We start from the raw sequence: 24,230 nt of genomic DNA on the forward strand, positions 1-24,230 counted from the left end.
CTGGTCCATGTCGACCACCGAGGGCAGGCTGCCGTGGTCACCCTGGACTCTCCCCACAATCGCAACGCGCTGTCGAGTTCGCTGCTGGAACAGCTGCACGCGGCCTTGGCGGGGGTGACTGCCGACGACCGGGCCCGAGTCGTCGTACTCACTGCGACTGGAACGGTGTTCTGCTCCGGCGCCGACCTGAAGGAACAGCTGGCCGGCGGCCCGCAGCCGGCGGTGGGGCTGCCGGACGTCGTGACGCTCATCTACGGCTCTCCCAAACCGGTGGTTGCGCGGGTCAACGGCGCTGCGCGCGCCGGCGGGCTCGGCTTGATCGCAGCCTGCGACCTCACCGTAGGACTGGCCAGGGCGACCTTCGGGTTCAGCGAGGTCCGCATCGGCGTGGCCCCCGCCATCATCGCCGTCCCCTGTCTGCGCCGGATGGACCGCCGCGCCGCCAGGGAGCTGTTCCTCACCGGCGAGACGTTCGACGGGCTGCGGGCCCGCGACGCCGGCCTGCTCGACCGTGCTGTCGCCGACGACGAGCTCGACCAGACCGTGGACGTCCTGGTCGGACAGCTCTGCAGGGGCGCACCCGAAGCGCTGGCCATCACCAAGCGACTGCTGCAGGACCTCCCCGGTCCGGACCTGGACGAGGACCTCCGCCAGATGGCCGCGGTGTCGGCCGAGCGGTTCGCCTCCGCCGAAGCGCGTGAGGGTATCGCCGCGCTGCTCGGCAAGCGAGAACCGTCCTGGGCCACTTCGTCAGCGCTCACAACGGGAGGACGGCCATGACCGAGACCGACGTCACCGCGACCACCAGTGACCCGTGGCGCACGCCCGAGCGGGTGGCGCTGCGCCGGCTCGTCCGCGACTTCGTGGCCCGGGAGATCGCGCCCCACATGGAGGAGTGGGAACGGGACGGCGAGCTTCCGCGCGATCTGCACCGCAAGGCAGCCGCCGTAGGGCTGCTGGGCGTCGGCTTTCCCGAGCATGTGGGCGGCAGCGGTGGCGACGCAATCGACTCAGCGATCATCACTGAGGAGATCCTGCACGGCGGCGGATCCACCGGCGTCTGTGCCTCGCTGTTCACCCACGGCATCGCCGTCCCGCACATCGTCGCCTACGGCAGCCCCGAGCTGGTTGACCGGTACGTCCGACCGACGTTGGCGGGGGAGCTGATCGGGTCCCTGGCGGTCTCCGAGCCCGGTGGGGGCTCCGACGTCGCAAACCTCCGCACCAGGGCGGTCCGCGACGGTGACGAGTACGTGGTCAACGGCAGCAAGACGTTCATCACCAGCGGCGTGCGCGCCGACTTCGTCACGGCCGCGGTACGCACCGGGGGACCAGGTCACCCAGGCATCTCCCTGCTCGTCATCGACAAGGACACACCCGGATTCACCGTCTCCCGCCGACTCGACAAGATGGGCTGGCGGTGCAGCGACACGGCTGAGCTGTCCTTCACCGACGTCCGGGTGCCGGTCACGCACGTGGTGGGCACCGAGAACACCGGCTTCGCCCAGATCATGCAACAGTTCCAGAGTGAGCGGATCGGCCTTGCTGTCCAGGCCTACGCCACCGCGGCCCGTGCCCTGGACCTGGCACTCGGGTGGGCGCGGGACCGGGAGACGTTCGGACGACCGCTGTCCTCCCGCCAGGTGATCCGGCACAAGCTGGCCGAGATGGCCCGCCAGGTCGACGTCGCGCGCTCTTACACCCGGGCAGTCATGCAGAGGTTCCTCGCCGGTGAGGACGTCGACGCAGAGGTGTCGATGGCGAAGAACACCGCCGTCTACGCGTGCGACTTCGTGGTGGACGAGGCGGTGCAGATCTTCGGCGGCATGGGCTACATGCGCGAGTCGGAAGTCGAGCGTCACTACCGGGACGCACGGATCCTCGGGATCGGCGGAGGGACGAACGAGATCATGAACGAGGTCATCAGCAAGCGGATGGGGTTATGACCGTAGAGCCGGACCGCTCGTTTCGAGTCACTGGTACCGAGCAGGAACGGTCCTGGGCAGAGAGGCTCCTGCCGCCGGTGGAGCAGGTCCAGCCAGGGCTGTGGTCCATCCCGGTTCCCATCCCCAACAGCCCGCTGCGGTACGTGCTCGTGTACGCCCTCGAGCTGGACGACGGGCTCGCGCTGATCGACGCCGGGTGGGACACCGAGGAGGCGTGGCAGGCCCTGACCCACGGCCTAGCGACGGCCGGGTACGCCGTCGGCGACGTCCGCGGCGTGATGGTGACGCACATCCACCCAGACCACTACGGGCTGGCCGGCCGGGTTCGTGAGGCCTCCGGCGCCTGGGTAGGACTACATCCGGACGACGCGGCTCTGCTGCCTGCTCGGTACGGGGCCGGGCTGAACGATCTCCTTGAGGACATGACCCGGTTACTGCGCAAGTGCGGGGTCCCGGAGAAGGAGCTGGGCAGCCTGTCCCGGGCATCGTTGGAGATCGTCGACTACGTGCGCCAGGCCGAACCGGACCGCCTCATCCAGGACGGTGAGCGCCTTCCGCTGCCGGGCTGGGACCTGCGCGCGGTGCACACACCCGGTCACTCACCTGGCCACCTGTGCTTCCACGAGCACCGCCGCCGGGTCTTGTTCTCCGGCGACCACGTCCTGCCCCGGATCACGCCCAACATCGGGGTGCACGCCCAGTCCTCAGGCAATCCGCTGGCCGACTTCGTCGACTCCTTGGCCCGTGTCGGTGCACTGGATCCCGAGCTGGACGAGGTGCTGCCCGCGCACGAGTACCGCTTCGCCGGCCTCGCCGCGCGCGTGTCGGCGCTCCTGGCCCACCACGACGCGCGCCTTGAGGAGATCCGCACCGCCACCGCGGCGAGGCCGACGACGTGGGAGCTGACCGCCGCGCTGACCTGGTCGCGACCGTGGGATCAGATCTCCGGCTTCATGCGACGAGCGGCCGTAGCGGAGACGCTGGCGCACCTGGTCCTCCTCGAGAGCAGGGGACGCGTGACGCGCACTCGCGAGCTCCCGTGGCGGTGGGAGCCGCGCTGAGCGCGGGTGCCACCGTTCAGTCGGTGCGCGCCTTCCAGTCAGCGACTGCCTCCGTGTCCGGCACGCTCGTTCGGTCCCCGCCGGGCCAGGCGGATGGCGCCAGGCCGATCGCACCGGCCCACAACCGGGTGAGGACGTCGACGGCAGCCGCCTCGTCCAGCCCCTCCACGGGGTCCTGCCACAGGTGGGCGAAGGACTCCACCATGGCCCCCAGCGCGCTGGCCGTCGCCCGCGGTGGCAGCAGTGGGTCGGCCAGGCCCAGGTGCTGCAGTCGGATCAGGCCCTCCATCCCGCGCTGGACGAACGACTCCCGGATCTCCAGTCGCAGCCCGCGGAAGTCCTCCCGAGTATCCGCCAGGGAGTCGAGCACCCGCAGGATGCGCGAGTGCCGCGTGACGGCTCGTAGGAACGAGCGGTTCGCGGCCTCGATGCGGGCGTAGGCCGCGTCCGGCGGCAGGCGGCTACCGATCGAGGTGGCCGAGAAGATGTCCTTGGCCACCTCGGAGACGATCTCGCGGAGCAGCGCCTCCTTGGAGTCGAACCACGTGTAGAACGTTCCGTGAGACACCCCAGCGCGCTGCGCGACGGCATCGATGCCGACGGTCGAGAACCCGTGCTCCTCGAACAGCTCCCGCCCAGCCAGCAGCAACGCCGACCTGGTTCGCCGGCCGCGTGCGGTGACTGGGGGAACGCCCGATCCCTTAGTCGTCACTGAAGTCCTCCAGCAGATGTGTGCTGCCATCTTGACGGCACCGTCAGGTTTCGCCAAACTGCCGTGATCTCGCTCACTCTGAGGCCATCTCTCCGGGAGGACAGGCATGGACATGGGAATCGGCGGCTGGGTCGCGACAAGGGCGTTCCTCTCCGGGGACCGGATCGCGGTCGTAGACGGTCCGCGGCGCCTGACCTACACCGACCTGGACGGCAGCACCAATCAGCTGGCCCGGGCACTGACAGCCCTGGGGGTCCGCCGCGGCGACCGCGTCGCAGGGCTGCTGGTCAACAGCACCGCGTTTCTGGAGACGATGCTGGCCACCGCCAAGCTGGGCGCAGTGTTCGTACCCATGAACGTCCGACTGGCGCCGGCCGAGATCTCCTACCTCTTGGCCGACTCGGGAGCCGATACCTTCGTGTACTCGGCGCCGCTGGCCCCGGTGGCTCGCGCGGCAGTGGCGGAGGACGGTGTTCACGTCAGGTCCCGGCTGATCGTTGCTGGCGAACCCGACCACGGCGAGCTCCGTTACGAGGACGTGCTGGCCAGCGGTGACTCGCGTCCGATGAGGTCCGACGTCGATCGACGTGACCTGTCCTGCCTGATGTACACGTCAGGAACCACCGGCAAGCCCAAGGGAGCGATGCTGACCCACGACAACCACCTGTGGAACGTGGTGAACAGCCTGTCCTTCGGACGCGGGTTGCGTGAGTCCGACGTCACCGTGACGGTGGCGCCGATGTTTCACATTGGCGGCCTCGGGATCCACACCCTGCCCCTTCTGTACGTCGGCGGGACTAACGTGCTGCTGCCGTCGTTCGACCCGGTCCGAACCCTCGAGACGATGTCCCGAGAGAGGGCCACGGTGCAGTTCATGGTCCCGGCCATGTGGGCTGCGCTCATGTCGGTGCCCGGCTTCGACGACTTCGACCTGTCGTCGCTGGAGCTCGCTGTGTCGGGCGGGGCGCCGTGCCCTCTGCCCGTCATCGAGTTCTACCAAGGTAAGGGACTTCCCTTCCAGGAGGGCTTCGGAATGACCGAGACCGCTCCAGTTGTGTCGATCCTTGATGCCGATCACGTCAAGGAGAAGGCGGGATCCATCGGTCGGGCAGTGTTCCATGTCGAGGCTCGTATCGTCGACGAGGCCGACAAGGATGTTGCCCCGGACCAGGTGGGCGAGCTGGTCTTGCGCGGACCCAATGTGTTCACCGGCTACTGGGGTCTCCCGGAGGCCACCGCGGAGGCGTTCCGCGGTGGGTGGTTCCACACTGGTGACCTGGGCCGCATAGACCCGCAGGGTTTCATCACTCTGGTCGACCGCAAGAAGGACATGATCATCAGCGGCGGCGAGAACGTGTACCCGATTGAGGTCGAACAGGTCCTCCACCGCCACCCGGCGGTCCGTGAGGTGGCCGTCGTCGGCGTACCGGACGCCCGGTGGGGCGAGACCCCAGTGGCCACCGTCGCGCTTCAGGACGGCGCTGAGACGACGGCCGAGGAGCTCATCGCGTACGCCCGGGAGCGGCTCGCCCACTTCAAGTGCCCTACCCGGGTGGAGTTCGTCTCCGAGCTGCCTCGTACAGCAACCGGCAAGGTGCTGAAGACAGTCCTGCGCCAGCAGTACGGCGGAAGCGCGCAGGCGGTGGACCGCTGAGTCGAGTCCTGGCCGGCGCGACGGCGGTGTCCCCAGTCGGGCAGACGTGCCGTCCGGATCCCTCGCCGCCGACGCGTTCCTGTGGGCTGCGTGACCGTCTCGGGCTCGCGACGGGTTACCGTGCCCACCGCACGCGCTCATCCGGCAGCAGGAAGGCAGTCCGTGGCCAGCACGCAGAAGGCGGCATCCCCGGGGGTGCGCCGGCTCGTCATCGTCGAGTCCCCGGCCAAGGCCCGCACTATCGCGGGCTACCTCGGCGACGGCTACGAGGTCGAGGCCAGCGTCGGGCACATCCGTGACCTGCCGCAGCCGTCCGAGCTCCCTGCCGAGCTGAAGAAGGGACCGCTCGGCAAGTTCGCGGTCGACGTCGAGCACGACTTCGCCCCCTACTACGTCGTCAACCCGGACAAGCGCAAGAAGGTCGCCGAGCTACGCCGCGCCCTCAAGGACGTCGACGAGCTGTATCTCGCCACCGACGAGGACCGCGAGGGGGAGGCCATCGCCTGGCACCTGCTCGAGGAGCTCAAGCCGAAGGTGCCGGTGCGGCGGATGGTCTTCCACGAGATCACCCGGGAGGCGATCCAGCGGGCGATCGAGACGACCCGTGACATCGACACCCGGCTCGTCGACGCGCAGGAGACCCGGCGCATCCTCGACCGCCTCTACGGGTACGAGGTCTCCCCGGTGCTGTGGCGGAAGGTCCGCCAGGGCCTGTCGGCCGGGCGGGTCCAGTCCGTGGCGACCCGGATGGTCGTGGAGCGGGAGCGGGAGCGGATGGCCTTCCGCGCCGCCGAGTACTGGGACGTCGAGGCGGAGCTGCGCCCGCACGGGGAGCAGTCGGCGTTCACCGCCCGCCTCGTCGCCGTCGACGGCTCCCGGGTGGCCACCGGCCGGGACTACGACGACCTGGGCCGGCTGCGCAGCCGGGACGTCGTCGCCCTCGACGAGGAGGTCGCGACCCGGATCGCGACCGGCCTGCGGCAGGCGCCGGTCGCCGTCCGCAGCGTCGAGACGAAGCCGTACACGCGCCGCCCCGCCGCCCCGTTCACCACCTCGACACTGCAGCAGGAGGCCTCACGCAAGCTGCGGCTGTCCGCCCGGGACGCGATGCGGGTCGCGCAGTCGCTCTACGAGAACGGCTACATCACCTACATGCGGACCGACTCGACGGTGCTGTCCGACCAGGCGGTGCGCGCCGCGCGGCACCAGGCGGCCGAGCTGTACGGCCCGGAGTTCGTCCCCGACCGCCCGCGGGTGTACGCGGGGCGGTCCAAGAACGCCCAGGAGGCGCACGAGGCGATCCGTCCGGCCGGGGACACCTTCCGGACGCCGGCGCAGGTCGCCGGTGCCCTGAGCGGGAACGAGTTCCGGCTCTACGAGCTGATCTGGCAGCGGACCGTGGCCAGTCAGATGGCCGACGCTCGAGGGTCGACCGCGACCGTGCGCCTCGGCGGTCGGGTGGCCTCCGGCGAGGACGTCGAGCTGTCCGTCTCCGGCACGGTCATCACGTTCCGCGGCTTCCTCGCCGCCTACGAGGAGGGCCGGGACGAGGAGCGCGAGGCCGAGGACGACGGTGGTGAGCGCCGGCTGCCGGAGATGGAGCGCGGCCAGGCGCTGGACGTGCTGCGCGCCGAGCCCGAGAGCCACCGCACCTCGCCGCCGCCGCGCTACACCGAGGCGTCGCTGGTGAAGGCGATGGAGGAGAAGGGCATCGGGCGGCCGTCGACCTACGCGGCCACGATCGCCACCATCACCGACCGGGGCTACGTCCGGCACCGTGGCTCGGCCCTGGTGCCCACCTGGCTGGCGTTCGCCGTGACCAGGCTGCTCGAGGAGCACTTCGGCCGGCTCGTCGACTACGACTTCACCGCCGCCATGGAGTCCGACCTGGACCGGATCGCCGCCGGCGAGGAGGAGCGGGTGTCCTGGCTCGCCCGGTTCTACTTCGGGCAGAGCCCCGAGGGCGGCGGTGAGGACGCCGCCGAGGGCCTGCGGCGCCTCGTCGAGGGCCTCGGGGAGATCGATGCCCGGGACATCAACTCGGTGCCGATCGGGGACGGGATCGTGGTGCGGGTGGGGCGCTACGGCCCGTACGTCGAGATGACCGGTGAGGACGGCGGGGAGCCCCTGCGTGCCGGGGTCCCGGACGACGTCGCGCCCGACGAGCTCACCCCCGAGAAGGCCCGCGAGCTGCTCGCCGCCCAGAACGACGGCGAGCGGGAGCTGGGCACCGACCCCGAGACGGGCCACCGGGTGGTCGCCCGGTCCGGCCGGTACGGGCCGTACGTCACCGAGGTGCTGCCGGACGACGCGCCCAAGGGCGCCAAGCCCCGTACTGCGTCGCTGCTGCGGTCCATGCAGCTGGAGACCGTGACCCTCGACGACGCGCTGCGGCTGCTGTCACTGCCCCGGGTGGTCGGCACGGACCCCGAGTCCGGCGAGGAGATCACGGCGCAGAACGGCCGGTACGGGCCGTACCTGCGCAAGGGCACCGACTCGCGGTCCCTGGACAGTGAGGAGCAGATCTTCGACATCACCCTCGAGGAGGCGCTCGCGATCTACGCCCAGCCCAAGCGCGGCCGCGGCGGCCGGACGGCCGCGGCACCGCTGCGCGAGCTCGGCGAGGACCCCGAGAGCGGCAGGCCTGTCGTGGTCAAGGACGGCCGCTTCGGCCCGTACGTCACGGACGGCGAGACGAACGCGACCCTGCGCAAGGAGGACTCCGTGGAGTCGGTGACCCTCGAGCGTGCCGCCGAGCTGCTCGCGGAGAAGCGCGCCAAGGGGCCCGCCCGCAAGCGCGGGGCCAAGAAGACAGCGGCCAAGAAGACGGCGGCCAAGAAGACAGCGGCGAAGAAGACAGCGGCGAAGAAGACTGCGGCGAAGAAGACGACGGCGAAGAAGACGACGGCCGCCCGGGGACCTGGGTCCGGGCGACGCTGATCCGGGGGTCCGCTCGTTACGCTGGCCAGGTGAGCACTCAGGGCGGGGCGCAGCCCGCCGGCGTGGCCGGTGGCAGGCGACGCACCGGTGCCTTCGCTGCCCACGCCGAGGCCCCCGACCACGACATCCGGGGGGTCCTGGCCATCCGCCCGTTCCGGCAGCTGTGGCTCTCGCTCGGCCTGTCGAGCTTCGGGGACTGGCTGGGCCTGCTCGCCGTCACGGCGTTCGCCAGCCGGCTCGGCGGGGAGTCGTCGTACGCGGCCGCGAACCTCGCCGTCGCCGGCGTCCTCACCCTGCGGCTGGCACCGGCGATCGTCTTCGGACCGCTGGCCGGTGTGATGGCCGACCGCCTCGACCGCAAGGTCAACATGGTCGTCGGGGACCTCCTGCGGTTCGGCCTCTTCGTCTCGATCCCGGTGATCGGCACACTGTGGTGGCTGTACGTCGCCACGGTGCTCATCGAGATCATCGGTCTGTTCTGGGTGCCGGCCAAGGACGCGACGGTCCCCAACCTCGTACCCCGCCAGCGCCTGGAGGCCGCCAACCAGCTGAGCCTGGCCACGACGTACGGCAGCGCTCCGCTGGCTGCCCTGCTCTTCTCCGGTCTCACCCTGGTCTCCGGCGCGCTGAGCCCGGTGCTGAACGTCATCGGCGGGCCCATCGACCTGGCGCTCTACGTCAACGCCCTCACCTACCTGGTCGCCGCCCTGGTCATCTGGCAGCTGGACATGCCGCGGCGCCCTGCCGCGAACCAGCGGCCCACCGAGCGTGCCCCCGGGGTGTGGCGGACCATCACCGAGGGCTGGCGGTTCGTCGGCACGACCCCGCTGGTGCGTGGTCTCGTCATCGGGATGCTGGGCGCCTTCGGTGCGGGCGGGTTCGTCATCGGCGTCGCGCCGACCTTCGCCTCCGACCTCGGAGCCGGTGCTCCTGGCTACGGGATCCTGTTCGCAGCGGTGTTCGCGGGGCTCGCCGGTGGGATGTTCGTCGGCCCCCGGGTGCTGGCCGAGCTGCCACGGTGGCGGCTGTTCGCGGCTGCCATCGTGGCGGCGGGCTTCTTCCTCGCGCTCGTCGCGCTGATCCCGAACATCGTGCTCGCCACACTGTTCACCGGGGCCCTCGGCGTGGGCGCAGGCATCGCCTGGGTCACCGGGTACACGATGCTGGGCCTCGAGGTCGCCGACGAGATCCGCGGGCGAACCTTCGCGTTCGTCCAGTACGCCTCCCGGATCGTCCTCATCGGGGTGATGGCGTTCGCCCCGGCACTCGCGGCCCTGCTCGGGCAGCACGAGATCCGGTTCGGTGACAACGTGTCCCTGACGTACAACGGGGCAGCGCTCACGCTGCTCGTCGCCGCGGTCATCGCGGTGGCCATCGGCGTCGTCTCCTACCGGCAGATGGACGACGGCTCGAGCGTGCCGCTGCGCGAGGACCTGCTGCGCGCGTGGCGGCGCCGCCACCTCGCGGCACCACCGCCTCTTCCGCGGACCGGTCACGGCTACCTCGTCGCCTTCGAGGGCGGTGACGGGACGGGCAAGACCACGCAGGTGTCTCTGCTCGAGTCGTGGCTGCGGGAACTGGGCCACGACGTGGTCGTCACCCGGGAGCCCGGTGCCACGGCTCTGGGAGAGCAGCTCCGAGAGGTCCTGCTGCACGGCGACCACATCGACCCACGAGCTGAGGCGCTGCTCTTCGCGGCGGACCGGGCCCAGCACGCCGCCACGGTGATCCGCCCCGCGCTCGACCGTGGCGCCGTCGTCGTCACCGACCGGTACAGCGACTCGTCGGTTGCCTACCAGGGTGCCGGCAGGGCCTTGGACAGCGACGAGGTCGCGGCACTCTCGCGGTGGGCCACGAACGGGTTGCAGCCGGACCTCACGGTGCTGCTCGACCTCGACCCGGACGTCGCGCGCAGCCGCCGCGGTCGCGAAGAGGACCGCCTGGAGGGCGAGTCGGGCGAGTTCCACGACGCGGTGCGCGCGCAGTTCCTCGAGCTGGCCCGCCAGGACCACCGGCGCTACCTCGTGGTCGACGCGGCGAGCGACCCGCAGACCGTGCACGCCCGCATCCGTGAGCGGCTGGCCGAGAGCCTCCCGCCGCCGCACCGGAAGGGGGAGCAGGGAGAGCGAACCGAGCAGCTCGACGTCCCCGGGGTCCGCGACCTCGCCGACGGGTTCTCCGACGCCGGTCCCGATCCGTCCGGACGGAGCAACCGGTGAGCGTCTGGGACGACGTCGTCGGGCAGGAGGCGTCCGTCGAGGTGCTCCGCCGCGCCGTCCGGGACGCTGCCGGCGTCCCGGGTGCCGGCAGCGGCGGCATGACGCACGCCTGGCTGTTCACCGGGCCGCCCGGCTCCGGTCGCTCGACGGCTGCACGCGCGTTCGCTGCCGCGCTGCAGTGCGAGCAGCAGGGCTGCGGGCAGTGCCGGGCCTGTCGGACGACGCTGGGCGGGACGCACGCCGACGTCCTCGTCGTCGCCACCGAGCTCGTCACCATCAAGATCGACGAGGTGCGGTCCCTTGTCCAGGTCGCGCACCAGCACCCGTCCCAGGGTCGCTGGCGGATCATCCTCGTCGAGGACGCAGACCGGATGACCGAAAAGACCTCGAACGTCCTGCTGAAGTCGATCGAGGAGCCCCCCGAGCACACGGTGTGGCTGCTGTGCGCCCCGAGCCCGGAGGACATCGTGCCGACGATCCGGTCTCGGTGCCGACCCGTGCAGCTGCGCGTCCCCCCGGTGGAGGCGGTGGCCGACCTGCTCGTCCGGCGGGACGGCGTCGACCCGGCGATGGCGGCGTTCGCCGCCCGCGCCGCCCAGAGCCACGTCGGCCTGGCGCGCCGCCTCGCCCGCGACGAAGGGGCGCGCATCCGCCGGCAGGAGGTGCTGCGCATCGCGCTGTCGCTGCGGGACGTCGGTGAGGCGGTGACGCAGGCCGGGGCCCTGGTGGACGTGGCGACGGAGGAGGCCAAGGCGGCCACGGAGGAGCGCAACGCCAGCGAGCGGGCGGCGCTGCTGCGCTCCCTCGGTGCGGAGGCGGCCGGCAGCCTGCCTCCCGCGCTGCGCTCGCAGCTCAAGGCGCTCGAGGAGGACCAGAAGCGCAGGGAGAGGCGGCTGCGCCTCGACGTCCTCGACCGTGCACTGCTCGACCTCGCCTCGGTGTACCGGGACGTGCTCGTCCTCCAGCTCGGCGCGGGAGTCGATCTCGTCAACGCCGAGCTGCGCGACCGGCTCGAGGACCTGGCCCGGCAGTGGCGCCCCGAGGACACGCTGCGCCGCCTGGACGCGATCAGCCGTACTCGCTCGAACCTGGCCGAGCAGCCGGTCCTCAACGTGCTGCTCGCCGTGGAGTCGATGACACTGCGGCTGGTGGGAGCGTGACCGGGAAGGGGCACTCCGACCGTGGCGGCCGCCTGCTCGGACGTCTTCGCCCGGTCGTTGCCCTCCTGCTCGCCGGGGCGGTCGTGGCTGGGTGCACGGACGCGGGTGGGCACGGTCAGGACCCGTCCGGGGCGCCGACCACGTTGCCACCCCTGCCCCCGCCCGCCGCTGACGGTGCGACGGGCGGCACCGGGGCCGACGCCGGCGCCGGTGAGGGTGGCTCGACGCACGACCCCGCGACCGACCCCGCCTACGCCCGGTTCTACGACCAGGAGCCGGCATGGGAGGACTGCGGACCGGTGACGGAGTGCACTGCGGTCACCGTCCCGGTCGACTGGGCCGACCCGGACGGCGAGACGCTGGACCTCGCCGTCGTCCGCCGACGCGCCGACCGGGACGCCGTCGGCGCGCTGTTCATGAACCCTGGGGGACCGGGTGCCTCGGGTGTGGAGTACGTCGGCGACCACGGCGACCTCGTCACCACCCGTGACCTGCGGGACGCCTACGACCTCGTCGGCTTCGACCCGCGTGGCGTGGGTGCCTCCGAGCCCGTCGACTGCCTCGACGACGCCGAGCTGGACGCGTTCCTGGCCGCCGAGGCGGACCCGACGACGCCGGAGGGGCTGGCGGCGATGCGCGCGGACGCCGAGGAGCTCGGGCGGGCCTGTGCGGCGGACGCCGGTGAGCTCCTGGGTCACGTCGACACGGTCAGCGCGGCCCGGGACCTCGACGTCCTGCGCGCGGCGCTCGACCAGGAGCGCCTGCACTACCTCGGCAAGTCCTACGGGACCCTGCTCGGTGCCACCTACGCGGACCTGTACCCGGGCCGCGTGGGGCGGATGGTCCTCGACGGGGCGCTGGATCCCGCGCAGTCGTTCACCGACGTCAGCATCGGCCAGGCGGAGGGCATGGAGCGGGCGCTGAGGGCCTACGCCGAGGACTGCGGCAACCGCTCGGACTGCCCGCTGCGGGGTGACCTGGACGAGCGCCTCGATCAGGTCCGTCAGGTGCTCGAGGACGCGGAGCAGCAGCCGCTGCGCACCGGGGACCCGCAGCGGCCGCTGACCGCGTCGCTGGCCTTCTACGGCCTCATCGCGGCGCTCTACGACCGGGCCAGCTGGCCGGTCCTCGACCAGGCCCTCGGTCAGGCCCTGGCCGGGGACGGCGCCGGTCTGCTCGCGCTCGCCGACGTCTACGCCGGCCGGGAGGAGGACGGCTCCTACGGCAGCAACCTGCTCGAGGTGTTCAACGCGGTCAACTGCCTGGACTACCCGGTCGACGCGGACCCGGAGTCGATGGCGGCCACGGCCCAGCGCCTTGAGGAGGTGTCCCCGACGTTCGGTGAGGCCCTCGCCTACGGGGAGGTCCTCTGCGACGCGTGGCCCGTCGAGGCGGTGCGCGAACCGGCCCCGGTGCACGCGAGCGGGGCGCCACCGATCCTCGTCGTCGGCACGACCGGAGACCCGGCGACGCCGCATGCGTGGGCGGTGGCACTCGCCGAGCAGCTGGACTCCGGCCGGCTGCTCACGTACGAGGGCGAAGGGCACACCGCGTACATGCGCGGCTCCGCGTGCGTCGACCGCACCGTCGACCGGTACCTCGTCGACGGCGTGCTACCGGGCGAGGGCGCGACCTGCGGCTGACCGCCGCTCGTCGGCTGGCTCGAACCGGGCGACGACGCCTTGCTATGCTTGCGGACCGCGTCGGCAGAGCCGGCCGCGCCGCCTTAGCTCAGTTGGCCAGAGCGATTCACTCGTAATGAATAGGTCGTGGGTTCGATTCCCACAGGCGGCTCTGCGGAGGGCAGCGGTGCTCGATGATCCGTGCGTGGTGCGGCTCGAGCTCCGCGAGAGTGGTGACCCCGAGCAGCCGCATGGTTCGCTCGATCTGACCCGTGAGGATCTCGATCGCCCGGTCCACGCCAGGTCGACCTCCGGCCATGAGGCCGTACAGGTACGCGCGTCCGATCAGGGTGAAACGCGCGCCGTTGGCCAGGGCGGCGAGGATGTCTTGCCCCGACATGATGCCCGTGTCGACGTGAACCTCCACCTGGGAGCCGACCTCCCTGACCACGTCAGGGAGCAGGTGCAGCGGCGCTGTCGCCCGGTCCAGCTGACGGCCACCGTGGTTGGAGAGCAGGACTGCGTCGGCTCCCGTGGTCGCCACGCGAACCGCGTCAGCGACTGTCTGCACACCCTTGACGACGAGCTTTCCCGGCCACTGGTCGCGGATCCACGCCAGGTCGTCGTAGGTGACGCTCGGGTCGAACATCGTGTCGATGAGCTCGGCCACCGTGCCCGGCCACGAGCCGAGCGATGCGAACGACAGTGGCTCTGTCGTCAGGAAGTTGAACCACCAGGCCGGACGCTGAGCCGCATCGATCACTGTCCGGGGCGTGAGCGCCGGCGGGATGGTGAGTCCGTTACGGACGTCCCGCAGCCTGGTACCGGCGACAGGAACGTCCACGGTGACCAGCAGCGTGTCGTAGCCCGCTCGGGCGGCGCGCGAGACCAGGGCCATCGACTTGTCGCGGTCCTTCCACATGTACAGCTGGAACCACGTGCGGGCTCGGGGGGCTGCGGCTGCCACGTCCTCGATCGACGTCGTCCCCATGGTCGACAGCGTGAACGGGATCCCGGCGGCCTCGGCGGCGGTGGCCCCAGCGATCTCCCCTTCTGTCTGCATCATCCGGGTGAACCCCGTCGGGGCGATGCCGAACGGGAGTGCGGACCTTCCCCCGAGCACCTCGACGGACGTGTCGACGGTGGAGACGTCCCGAAGGATTGCCGGCTGGAACTCCACGTCCCGGTACGCCTGGCGTGCGCGTGCCAACGACATCTCCTCGTCGGCGGCGCCGTCGGTGTAGTCGAAGGCCGCCCTCGGCGTGCGGCGCTTGGCCACCCGCCGCAGGTCCTCAATCGTCAAGGCGGACTTCAGGCGGCGGTCCCGAGGCGACAGCGTCGGCTTTCGAAACTTGATCAGCGGCGCCAGGTCGTGGGGATCAGGCATCTGGCGCTTCACCACGGGCTCCTCGAACAGGGCGGGCAACTGCTGCGTGACGACGTCTGACAGTCGCAGTGGTCTGGATGACCGGTGTCGTCATGATGATTTCGCGGTCGACCGGGGTCAAGCGGCCGGGGCCCCGCGCTAGTGGTGTCAGTGCCCCGACGTCGCGTCCTCCCCTTCGTGATCAGTCGAAAATCCTCTCTTCGTGATCATGCAATCCCGCCACCCCGCACGACCCACTCGTGATCATGCAATCCCGCCACCCCCGGCCACCGGTCCGGCTCACAGAATGCTGGGTTTCTGGCGCGACACGCCGGTCAAACTATGCCGAGCGCAGCATTCTGTGGTCGTGGTCAGTGTGTCGACCTACGTACCCGGGACTTGCGGCGGGTGAAAAGGTGGCGCAACTGCATGATCATCGAAGGGGCGGGTGGCGGGATTGCATGATCACGAGTGGGTCGTGCGGGGTGGCGGGATTGCATGATCACCGCCAGGGCTAGTCGTTGTCGCCGGCGGTGGCCAGCACGCCCTCCCCGTGCCCGGCGCTGCCCTCGGCGTCCTCTTGCGCGGAGCTCTGCCACTGCCAGCGAGCGATCTCCGGCATGTCCTCGCCGTACCGGCGGATGTACTGCCGGTGGCGCAGGATCGCGTCCTTGAGCTCCTGGCGGGCGTAGCCGGCTGCGTCGCCGAGCCGGGGGACCCGGTCGATGACGTCGATCGCCAGGGAGAACCGGTCGATCTCGTTGAGCACGCACATGTCGAACGGCGTCGTCGTGGTGCCCTCCTCCTTGTACCCGCGAACGTGCAGGTTGACGTGGTTCGTGTGCCGGTAGGTGAGCCGGTGGATGAGCCAGGGGTAGCCGTGGTAGGCGAAGACGATCGGCTTGTCCTGGGTGAAGATGGCGTCGAACTCCCGGCGGGTCAGCCCGTGCGGGTGCTCTGAGGCGTCCTGCAGCCGCATCAGGTCGACGACGTTGACGACTCGGATCCGGATGTCGGGGAAGAATCCGCGCAGGATCTCCACGGCAGCCAGCGTCTCCATCGTCGGGACGTCGCCGGCGCAGGCCATCACGACGTCCGGCTCACTGCCCTGGTCGGTGCTCGCCCAGTCCCAGATCCCGATGCCCCGGGCGCAGTGCAGCGCGGCCTGCTCGGCGTTCAGCCACTGCGGCGCCGGCTGCTTTCCGGCGACGATGACGTTGACGTACTGCTTGGTGCGCAGGCAGTGGTCGGTCACCGACAGCAGCGTGTTGGCGTCCGGCGGCAGGTAGACCCGCACCACCTCGGCCTTCTTGTTGACGACGTGGTCGATGAAGCCGGGGTCCTGGTGGGAGAAGCCGTTGTGGTCCTGCCGCCAGACGTGGCTGGACAGCAGGTAGTTCAGCGACGCGACCGGACGGCGCCAGGGGATCTCGTTCGTCACCTTCAGCCACTTGGCGTGCTGGTTGACCATCGAGTCGACGATGTGGATGAACGCCTCGTAGCAGGAGAAGAACCCGTGCCGGCCGGTCAGCAGGTAGCCCTCCAGCCATCCCTGGCAGGTGTGCTCGGAGAGGATCTCCATCACCCTCCCGTCCGGGGCTAGCGCGTCGTCCTCCGGCAGGGTTTGCGCGTTCCAGGCCCGGTCGGTGACCTCGAGGACGTCCTGCCAGCGGTTGGAGTTGTTCTCGTCCGGGGAGAACAGCCGGAAGTTTGACTGGTCGGCGTTGGCGGCCATGACGTCGCGCAGGAACCGGCCCATCACCCGGGTCGCCTCGGCCGCGGTCGCGCCGGGCCGCGGGACGTCGACCGCGTAGTCCTGCCAGGCGGGCAGCCGCAGCGGGACGAGCAGCTCGCCGCCGTTGCTGTGCGGGTTCGCGCTCATCCGCCGCTGGCCGGCCGGGTGCAGGTCGGCGATCTGCGGGACCGGGCGACCCTGCTCGTCGAAGAGCTCCTCGGGCCGGTAGGAGAGCATCCAGGTCCGCAGCGCCTCGAGGTGGTCAGGGTTCTGCCGGGTGTCGGCGAACGGGACCTGGTGGCTGCGCCAGTAGTCCTCGACCTTCTTGCCGTCGATCTCCGCCGGACCGGTCCAGCCCTTGGGGGAGCGCAGCACGATCATCGGCCAGGTGGGCCGCTCGGTCGCTCCGCCGGAGCGGGCCGCCTGCTGGATGGCAGTGATCCGGTCCATGCACGCGTCCATCGTTGCGGCGAACCGCTGGTGCATGTCGGCCGGGTCGGAGCCGGCGACGACGAACGGCTCGTACCCGTAGCCGCGCATGAGGTCGAGCAGCTCGGACTCCGGGATGCGGGCCAGCACGGTCGGGTTGGCGATCTTGTACCCGTTGAGGTGCAGGATCGGGAGCACGGCGCCGTCCCGGCGGGGGTCGAGCCACTTGTTCGAGTGCCAGGACGTCGCGAGCGGTCCGGTCTCGGCCTCACCGTCACCGACGACAGCCGCGACGACAAGGTCCGGGTTGTCGAAGACCGCACCGTAGGCGTGCGAGAGCGCGTAGCCGAGCTCACCGCCCTCGTTGATGGACCCCGGGGTCTCCGGGGCGACGTGGCTGGGGATGCCGCCGGGGAAGCTGAACTGGGTGAACAGCCGCTTCATGCCCTGGGCGTCCCGGCTCACCTCGTGGTAGATCTCCGAGTAGGTCCCCTCGAGCCAGGCGGCGGACACGATCGACGGGCCCCCGTGCCCCGGGCCGATGACGTACATCATGTTGACGTCCCGCTGCATGATCACCCGGTTGCAGTGGGCGTAGATGAAGTTCAGGCCAGGGGAGGTGCCCCAGTGGCCGAGCAGCCGTGGCTTGACGTGCTCCGGCTTCAACGGCTCCCGCAGCAGCGGGTTGTCCATGAGGTAGATCTGGCCGACCGACAGGTAGTTCGCCGCGCGCCACCAGGCGTCGATCGCGGCGAGCTGAGCGTCGTCCAGGGGACTGGTGGGCTGTTCCTGCGAGTTCATGCGCCCATTCTGCCGTGCACCGCGGCCGCTCGCGAGAGGCCGGACGTCCCCCACGGCGGTGGCCGGTGAGCCGGCGCGTCGCGGGCGGCTTGCTCGTCCACCGACGGACGCCGGCCGGGGACGTCGAGCTGCTGCTCGCCCACATGGGAGGCCCCTACTGGGCGGGTCGGGACGCCGGAGCGTGGTCCGTCCCCAAGGGTGAGCCCGAGGACGGCGAGGACCTGCTGAGCGCCGCCCGCCGCGAGTTCACCGAGGAGCTGGGTCTGCCGCCTCCCGATGGCGAGCCGGTCCTGTTGGGCGAGGTCCGGCAGCGCAGCGGGAAGGTCGTCACCGTGTGGGCGGTGGCGGGCGACCTCGACCCGGCCCACGTCGTGCCCGGCACCTTCGAGCTGGAGTGGCCGCCGCGGTCCGGTCACCGGGTCCGGGTGCCGGAGGTCGACCGGGTCGCGTGGTTCTCCCCGGACGACGCCCGCCGGCTGCTCGTCAGCGGCCAGGCCGTGCTCGTCGACCGGTTGCTCGAGCTGCTGGGCACCGGCCCCGCCGGGCCCGCCGGGACCTAAGCCCCTCGCCCCCCGGTGCCGGCCGACCGCAGGATCGGTGCACCGGGTGACGACGGAGGCGGTGGCACCGATGACGACGAGGACCCCTGAACCGCAGCTGTCCGAGCAGGTCCGGGCCATGGCGGAGGCGGCACGGCTGGCGCCGTCGGTGCACAACACCCAGCCCTGGCGGTTCCGCGCCCTGGCCGACGGGCTCGCCGTCCACGAGGACGTCGACCGGGCGCTGCCCGTGCTGGACCCGCAGGGCCGGCTACGGACGATCTCCTGCGGCGCCGCAGTGCTCAACGCCGTGGTCGCCCTCGCCGCGGCCGGCAGCACGCCGCGGGTGGAGCTCTTGCCCGAGGGCCCTGACTCCACCCTGCTGGCCGTCGTCCGCGCCGGTCCGTCGCACCCGCCGTCCGTCGACGACCTCGCCGACGCCGAGGCGGTCCCGCGGCGGCGCACCCACCGGCGGGTGCACAGCCCGGAGCCGGTGGACTCCGACGTCCTGGGCGACCTCGAGCGCTCGGTGGCCCGCGAGGGGGCCCGGCTCACGGTGGTCGACCGGGCCACCCGGCGCGCCGTGGCCAGGCTGCTGACCCGGGCGGTCCAGACTCAGGCCACCAACGGCGAGCTCGTCGGCGAGATCGACGCGTGGATCCGGCACTGGGGGACCGGGGAGGAGCCCGTCGACGGGATCCCCGTCGGGTCGCTGGGCACCGCTCCCTACCCCGTGGACTCCCTCGTGCAGGAGCAGACCGACACCGGCGTCGTGCGCGCGGAGGAGGTCGAGGAGGTCCTGGACACCTCCACCCTCGTGGCCATCAGCACGTCGGGCGACCGGCGACGGGACTGGCTGGCCGCAGGGATGGCCCTCGAGCGGCTGCTGCTGCGGGCGACCGGGGCCGGACTGGTCGCGACGTACGCCGACCAGGCCACCCAGGACCCCCGGACCCGCCAGGAGCTCGCCGAGGTGCTCGACGTGCTCGGCTTCCCCCAGGTCGTGCTGCGGCTCGGCCACCCGCTGGTGGACGTCCCGCCCACCCCGCGCCGCCCGCTGGAGGAGCTGCTCACCTAGGCCAGCCCGAGGGCGTGCGCCTCCTCCCACAGCTCGTCGCGGACCTGCGGGTTGGCGGCGTGCTCGATGAGGTTGCGCGCCTGGCCACGCTCGTCCCGGCCCCAGATCTCCGCCGTTCCCTGCTCGGTGACCACGGCGCTCGGCTGGAACGACGTCACCGGCTCGTCGACGAGCGGCACGATCGTCGAGACGAGCGCCTTGGGGTGCCACGAGCGCAGTGCCATCAGCGCCTGCCCGCCGGGTGACTGCAGTGCCCCGACGATGAAGTCCGTCTGGCCACCGAAGCCGGAGTAGATCCGGGTCGCGATGCGTGAGGCGTTGGCCTGGGCGAACAGGTCCACCTGCAGCGCGGTGTTGACGCTGGTCATCGCCGGGTTGTGGGCGATGGCTGCCGGGGCGTTGGTCCGCTCCGTGCGCAGCAGCCGGACCCGCTCGTTGCCGTCGAGCCAGCGGTACAGCTCCTCGGAGCCGAACACGAACGAGGTCGTCAGCGGCGTCCCCGGGTCCAGCGCGCCGGCCGCGTCCAGGCCGAGGACGCCGTCGCTGAACATCTCCGTCCAGATCCGCAGCCCGCGGCGGTCGGTGAGGGCCGCCAGCGTCGCGTCCGGGACGGCGCCGATCCCGGTCTGCAGGGTCGCGCCGTCCCCCACCCGGGCCGCCACCCGCTCACCGATCGCCGCGGAGGTGTCGTCGACCGGCAACGGGGTGTGGGCCGGCAGCGGCTCGTCGATCTCGACGCCGGCGTCCACGTCGTCGAGGGGCAGCACCGCGTCCCCGTACGTCCACGGCATCTGCGGGTTCATCTGCACGAGCACCAGACCGCCACGGGCTCGTGCCGCCTCCACGGCGGCCGGCAGCACGTTCACCTCGGTGCCGAGGGAGACCGCGCCGTCCCGGGGCGTCGTCGTGTGCAGGACCACGACGTCCGGCGGCAGGGTGGTGGAGAACAACCGGGGAACCAGCGACAGCCGGCTCGGCACGTAGCTGAGCCGGGGGTGGCGCCGCTGTGCCGGTCCCACGAACGCCGTCTCCGGGACGACGCCCTCCCGGTCGGGCAGGCCGGCCTGGCCGTTGAGCACGAACAGCCGGTACGCGGGCAGCGCGGCGTCGACGGCTCCCAGCAGGGTGGCCGGGGTGGCGAAGTTCCCGCTGGCCACGACCCGCGGCTGCTCGCCCGGGACGCGGGCCAGCAGCCCGTGGACGGCGTCGAGCTCGATCGTCTTCATCGGCGTGCGTCCTGGCGCGCCCGCGGCACCCGCCAGCTGGCGACCGTGCCGCCACCGTCGGCGGCCGTCACCTCGAACCTCCCACCGAGGGCGGCGGCACGCTCGGCGAGATTGCCCAGCCCACTGCGGCGCGCCGTGTGCTCGGGGATGCCCACGCCGTCGTCCCGGACAGACACCTCGATCTCGCTGCCCACCCGAACACGGACCTCCGTCCGTCGCGCTGCGGCGTGCCGGGCGACGTTCGTCAGCGTCTCGCGCAGCACGGCGAGCAGCTCGTCGCCGACGTCCGCCGGGACCGTGGACAGAGGGCCCTCGATCCGTAGCCGGGGAGCGAAGCCGAGAGCGTCGGCCGCGTCGGCGACGACGCCCTCGACGTCCTGACGCAGCCCGTCGACGACGTTGCGTGACCGCAGCTGGAAGATCGTGCGCCGCACGTCCTTGATGGTCTCGTCGAGGTCGTCGACGACCCGCTCCAGCCGTTCGGACAGCTCCGGGCGCACCGCGGCGCGGGCAGCGGTCTGCACCGACAGCCCGACGGCGAACAACCGCTGGATGACGTGGTCGTGCAGGTCGCGCGCGATGCGGTCGCGGTCCTCCAGCACGGCGAGCCGGGCCCGGTCCTGGTGCGCCGCGGCCACCTCGATGGCGAGGGCGACCTGCTCGGCGAAGGAGTGCACGAGGCCGAGTGCGTCGTCCGGGAGGTCACCGGTCCGGCGCCCGGCGAGGACGAGCGCGCCGATCCGCTGCTCCCCGGCCCACATGGGCACGCTCACCGCGCCGCCCACGTCTCCGACCGCCGGACCCAGCGCTCCGGCCAGCGCGGAGGCGTCGATCTCGACGGGGGAGCGGTCCTGGCGGTCCCAGTCCAGCGCGGCGGCCGACAGCGTCTCCGGGAGGCTCCCGGCAGCGACGCCGGCAGCCGCGGCCACCTGAAGCCCGGCCTGGTCGACCGGCACCTCCGCGCCCCCGGCCGGTCCCTCCCGCCCGGCGAGCACGACCAGCACGACGTCGGTGCCCCCGGCCTCCCTCGCCGACTCGGCCACCCGGCGCAGCCCGTGGGCGAGGTCGTGGCCGCCGGTGAGCGCCTGGGTGGAGTCGGCGGCGGCCTGTAACCACTGCTCGCGCTGCCGGCTGCGTTCGTAGAGCCGCGCGTTCTCCACCGCCACCCCGGCGGCGGCGGCGAGCGCGACGACGAGCTCCTCGTCCTCGACCGTGAAGTCGCAGACCCGGCCCTCGTCGTCGAGCTTCTCGGTCAGGTAGAGGTTCCCGAACACCTCCTCGTGGGTGCGGACAGGAACCCCGAGGAACCCGTGCATCGGTGGGTGGTGCTCGGGGAACCCGACCGACCGGTGGTGCTCGGCGATGTCCCTCAGCCGCAGCGGCCGCGGGTCCTCGATGAGCAGTCCGAGGACGCCGCGGCCGGTGGGCAGGTGCCCGATGCGGGCGTGGGTCTGCGCGTCGATGCCGTGGGTGACGAACTCCACCAGCCGGGTGCCGTCCCGGGACAGCACGCCGAGCGCGCCGTAGCGGGCACCGGAGAGCAGGCAGGCCGTGCTGACGATCCGCTCGAGCACCGCGGCCAGGTCGAGCTCGGAGGACACCGCGACGACCGCGTCGAGGAGGGCGCTCATCCGCTCCTGCGAGCGCCGGACAGCGCCGGCCCGCTCGCGCAGCTCGGCGAGCAGGTCGTCGAGGTCGAAGCGGGACAGTCCCGGCACGAGACCTGGGTCCCGTCCGGTCCTGGGCTCCACGCCGCCCGATGCTATCCCTGGCAGACCACCGGGCGGGCCGCGGTCAGGTCCGGTCAGCACGGCCGGTCAGGTCAGGCGGTGGCGGCCAGGACCGTCGGGCTCCCACCCGCGTCACCGGGAGGGTTCGCCGCCCGGACGACGAGCACCGGGCAGGACGCGTGGTGCAGCACCTCCCGGCTCACCGAGCCGAGCAGCATCGCCTCGATCCCCCCGAGTCCGCGGGTGCCGACGACGACGAGCCGGGCGCCGCGGGAGTGCCGCAGCAGCGCCTCGACCGGATGGGTCTGGGCCAGCACCTGCTCGAGGTGCAGGCCCGGGTGCTCGAGCGGGACCATGGCGACCGCCTCGGACAGCAGGGCCTGGGCCCGGGTGATCTCGGGGTCCTCGGGTCCGGAGACGAACCCGAGGGCGTCGGTCACCGGGGACAGAGCCATGACGGCGCGCAGCGTCGTCCCCTCCCGCTCGGCGACCCGGGCGGCGCACGCCACCGCGACGGCGGACGCCGGAGAGCCGTCGACGCCGACGACGACGGGTCCGCGCGAGCGCATCCGTGGGCCTCGGACGACGAGCACCGGGCAGCTGGCGTGGGCCGCGACCGCCGTGCTCGTCGACCCGAGCAGCATCCGGGCGACCGGGCGGTGCCCGTGGCTGCCGACGACGAGCAGGTCCTGCGGCTCCGTGTGCGCCAGCAGGACCGCCGAGGGGGATCCTGGCTCCACCAGGCTGGTCACCCGGTTCTCACCGAGGACGGCGGCCGCCCGATCGAGTGCACGGGTCACGGCCTCCACGCTGGCGCGGCGGTAGGCGGTCTCGGACGCCGGCGCCCTGTCGGGCGTCTCCACCGCGCTGAGCACGTGCAGGGGCGCGCCGGTCTCGCGCGCCTGCTCGATGCCCGCGGCAAGCGCCTCGTCGGCAGAGGAGGATCCGTCGTAGCCCACCACCACCCGGGTCGGACGGCCCGCCGTCCCGGTGCGTCCGCCCGTCCGGTCCTCGGTCCTGGGCACCGCACCACCTCCTGCTGGGACGACCGGGGGCGCCGGTTGTCGGCTCGGCGTCCGCGCCGCGGTGTGCCGTGCCGGACGCCGCTGTGCCGATACTGCGCCGACAGGTGCGGTCCAGAACACACCCGAAGGACCCCCGCCCGGGGGACCTTCGTCCCGCGGGCCGGGATCCCCCGTCGTCCCGTGTCGTCGGCCCGGGCCGAACAGGGGCCGACACGGCGTAGCATCGACGGGTGGCGAAGATCAAGGTGTACCTCGTCGATGACCACGAGGTCGTCCGCCGAGGCCTCAAGGACCTGCTCGAGCTGTCCGGTGACATCGAGGTCGTGGGGGAGTCCGGCGAGGCCGGCGAGGCCACCCGCCGGATCCCGGCGTTGCGTCCTGACGTCGCCGTCCTGGACGCCCGCCTGCCGGACGGCAGCGGTATCGACGTCTGCCGCGAGGTGCGCTCCCGCGACCCTCAGATCAAGGCGCTGATCCTCACCTCCTACGACGACGACGAGGCCCTGTTCGCGGCGATCATGGCGGGCGCGGCCGGGTACATGCTCAAGGACGTGCGGGGGTCCGACCTCATCGACGGCATCCGCCGGGTAGCCGCCGGCCAGTCGCTGCTCGACCCGGCCGTCACCGAACAGGTGCTGCAGCGACTGCGCAGCGGCCCGGCCGAGGACCCGCGGCTCGCCACGCTGACCGCGCAGGAGAAGCGGATCCTGGCGCTCATCGCCGACGGGCTCAGCAACCGGCAGATCGCCGAGGAGATGTTCCTCGCCGAGAAGACCGTCAAGAACTACGTCTCCTCCCTGCTCGCGAAGCTCGGCATGGAGCGGCGGACCCAGGCCGCCGTCTTCGCTGCCAGGCTCGACCGCTCCTGACCCACTTCTTCGTGATCATGCAGTCCCGCCACCCTCGCCGGGACTTGTGACCCTCGCCGCCGCCGCCCCGGCCACCTAGCCTCGCTGCCGAGGCAGGTCCGCCGGACGACGCGGAGCG

General features: G+C 71.9%; 17 protein-coding genes and 1 tRNA gene. 12 read left to right on the forward strand and 6 right to left on the reverse strand.

The window, feature by feature from the left end:
• Genes HJG43_01340 through HJG43_01350 form a run of 3 tightly spaced genes read left to right on the forward strand, consistent with a single transcriptional unit; the run spans position 1 to position 3,007 of the window.
• Complete coding sequence (locus HJG43_01340) at positions 1-780, forward strand: enoyl-CoA hydratase (protein UER55597.1); 780 nt, start codon at positions 1-3, stop codon at positions 778-780.
• A complete protein-coding gene (locus HJG43_01345; protein UER53427.1) occupies positions 777-1,946 on the forward strand; it encodes an acyl-CoA dehydrogenase in 1,170 nt (389 codons plus the stop codon). Before HJG43_01340 ends, HJG43_01345 begins: the two co-directional genes overlap by 4 nt.
• Entirely contained in the window at positions 1,943-3,007 is a 1,065-nt protein-coding gene (locus HJG43_01350) for an MBL fold metallo-hydrolase (protein UER53428.1), read from the forward strand. Before HJG43_01345 ends, HJG43_01350 begins: the two co-directional genes overlap by 4 nt.
• Before the next feature lie 16 nt (positions 3,008-3,023).
• Here HJG43_01350 and HJG43_01355 read toward each other — a convergent pair whose 3' ends face one another.
• Positions 3,024-3,656 (reverse strand): TetR/AcrR family transcriptional regulator, encoded by a 633-nt coding sequence (locus HJG43_01355; protein ID UER53429.1) that lies wholly within the window; start codon positions 3,654-3,656, stop codon positions 3,024-3,026.
• A gap of 169 nt (positions 3,657-3,825) precedes the next feature.
• Here HJG43_01355 and HJG43_01360 point away from each other — a divergent pair, with 169 nt between their 5' ends.
• The 6 genes from HJG43_01360 (at position 3,826) to HJG43_01385 (ending at position 13,486) form a co-directional block, all read left to right on the forward strand.
• A complete protein-coding gene (locus HJG43_01360) occupies positions 3,826-5,373 on the forward strand; it encodes a long-chain fatty acid--CoA ligase (protein UER53430.1) in 1,548 nt (515 codons plus the stop codon).
• A gap of 162 nt (positions 5,374-5,535) precedes the next feature.
• On the forward strand, positions 5,536-8,313 hold the full coding sequence (topA, locus tag HJG43_01365) for a type I DNA topoisomerase (protein UER53431.1): 2,778 nt from the start codon (positions 5,536-5,538) through the stop codon (positions 8,311-8,313).
• A gap of 62 nt (positions 8,314-8,375) precedes the next feature.
• The gene (gene tmk / locus HJG43_01370) at positions 8,376-10,532 is read left to right on the forward strand and encodes a dTMP kinase (GenBank protein ID UER55598.1); all 2,157 of its coding nucleotides are present in this window, start codon (positions 8,376-8,378) and stop codon (positions 10,530-10,532) included.
• Positions 10,529-11,692 carry a DNA polymerase III subunit delta' gene (locus HJG43_01375; GenBank protein ID UER53432.1) on the forward strand — a complete coding sequence of 388 codons (1,164 nt, stop codon included), beginning with the start codon at positions 10,529-10,531 and terminating at the stop codon, positions 11,690-11,692. The genes tmk and HJG43_01375 overlap by 4 nt, the downstream gene beginning before the upstream one ends.
• Positions 11,689-13,335, forward strand: a complete 1,647-nt coding sequence (locus HJG43_01380; protein UER53433.1) for an alpha/beta fold hydrolase — start codon at positions 11,689-11,691, stop codon at positions 13,333-13,335. The genes HJG43_01375 and HJG43_01380 overlap by 4 nt, the downstream gene beginning before the upstream one ends.
• 77 nt (positions 13,336-13,412) lie before the next feature.
• Positions 13,413-13,486: transfer RNA gene (locus tag HJG43_01385), tRNA-Thr, on the forward strand.
• On the opposite strand, the gene HJG43_01390 is transcribed toward HJG43_01385, so the two are convergent.
• Positions 13,442-14,701, reverse strand: a complete 1,260-nt coding sequence (locus HJG43_01390) for an alpha-hydroxy-acid oxidizing protein (protein UER55599.1) — start codon at positions 14,699-14,701, stop codon at positions 13,442-13,444. The genes HJG43_01385 and HJG43_01390 overlap by 45 nt on opposite strands.
• Before the next feature lie 493 nt (positions 14,702-15,194).
• Positions 15,195-17,645 carry a phosphoketolase family protein gene (locus HJG43_01395; GenBank protein UER53434.1) on the reverse strand — a complete coding sequence of 817 codons (2,451 nt, stop codon included), beginning with the start codon at positions 17,643-17,645 and terminating at the stop codon, positions 15,195-15,197.
• Between the two features lie 143 nt (positions 17,646-17,788).
• Between HJG43_01395 and HJG43_01400 the strand changes: the two genes are divergently transcribed.
• Together HJG43_01400 and HJG43_01405 are read left to right on the forward strand one after the other, a co-directional pair.
• On the forward strand, positions 17,789-18,205 hold the full coding sequence (locus HJG43_01400) for an NUDIX domain-containing protein (GenBank protein UER55600.1): 417 nt from the start codon (positions 17,789-17,791) through the stop codon (positions 18,203-18,205).
• 70 nt (positions 18,206-18,275) lie between these two features.
• The gene (locus tag HJG43_01405; GenBank protein UER53435.1) at positions 18,276-19,262 is read left to right on the forward strand and encodes a nitroreductase; all 987 of its coding nucleotides are present in this window, start codon (positions 18,276-18,278) and stop codon (positions 19,260-19,262) included.
• On the opposite strand, the gene HJG43_01410 is transcribed toward HJG43_01405, so the two are convergent.
• The 3 genes from HJG43_01410 to HJG43_01420 all read right to left on the reverse strand — a co-directional run bounded on the left by HJG43_01410 (position 19,259) and on the right by HJG43_01420 (position 23,243).
• Positions 19,259-20,488 (reverse strand): acetyl-CoA hydrolase, encoded by a 1,230-nt coding sequence (locus tag HJG43_01410; protein UER53436.1) that lies wholly within the window; start codon positions 20,486-20,488, stop codon positions 19,259-19,261. The genes HJG43_01405 and HJG43_01410 overlap by 4 nt on opposite strands.
• Positions 20,485-22,206 (reverse strand): GAF domain-containing sensor histidine kinase, encoded by a 1,722-nt coding sequence (locus tag HJG43_01415; GenBank protein ID UER55601.1) that lies wholly within the window; start codon positions 22,204-22,206, stop codon positions 20,485-20,487. Before HJG43_01415 ends, HJG43_01410 begins: the two co-directional genes overlap by 4 nt.
• A gap of 104 nt (positions 22,207-22,310) precedes the next feature.
• Complete coding sequence (locus HJG43_01420) at positions 22,311-23,243, reverse strand: universal stress protein (GenBank protein UER53437.1); 933 nt, start codon at positions 23,241-23,243, stop codon at positions 22,311-22,313.
• Positions 23,244-23,482: 239 nt separating this feature from the next.
• On the opposite strand from HJG43_01420, the gene HJG43_01425 reads away from it, so the two are divergent.
• Positions 23,483-24,112 (forward strand): response regulator transcription factor, encoded by a 630-nt coding sequence (locus HJG43_01425; protein UER55602.1) that lies wholly within the window; start codon positions 23,483-23,485, stop codon positions 24,110-24,112.
• Positions 24,113-24,230: the final 118 nt, after the last annotated feature.

This window comes from Kineosporiaceae bacterium SCSIO 59966 (assembly GCA_020881835.1).
GTDB lineage: Bacteria > Actinomycetota > Actinomycetes > Actinomycetales > SCSIO-59966 > SCSIO-59966.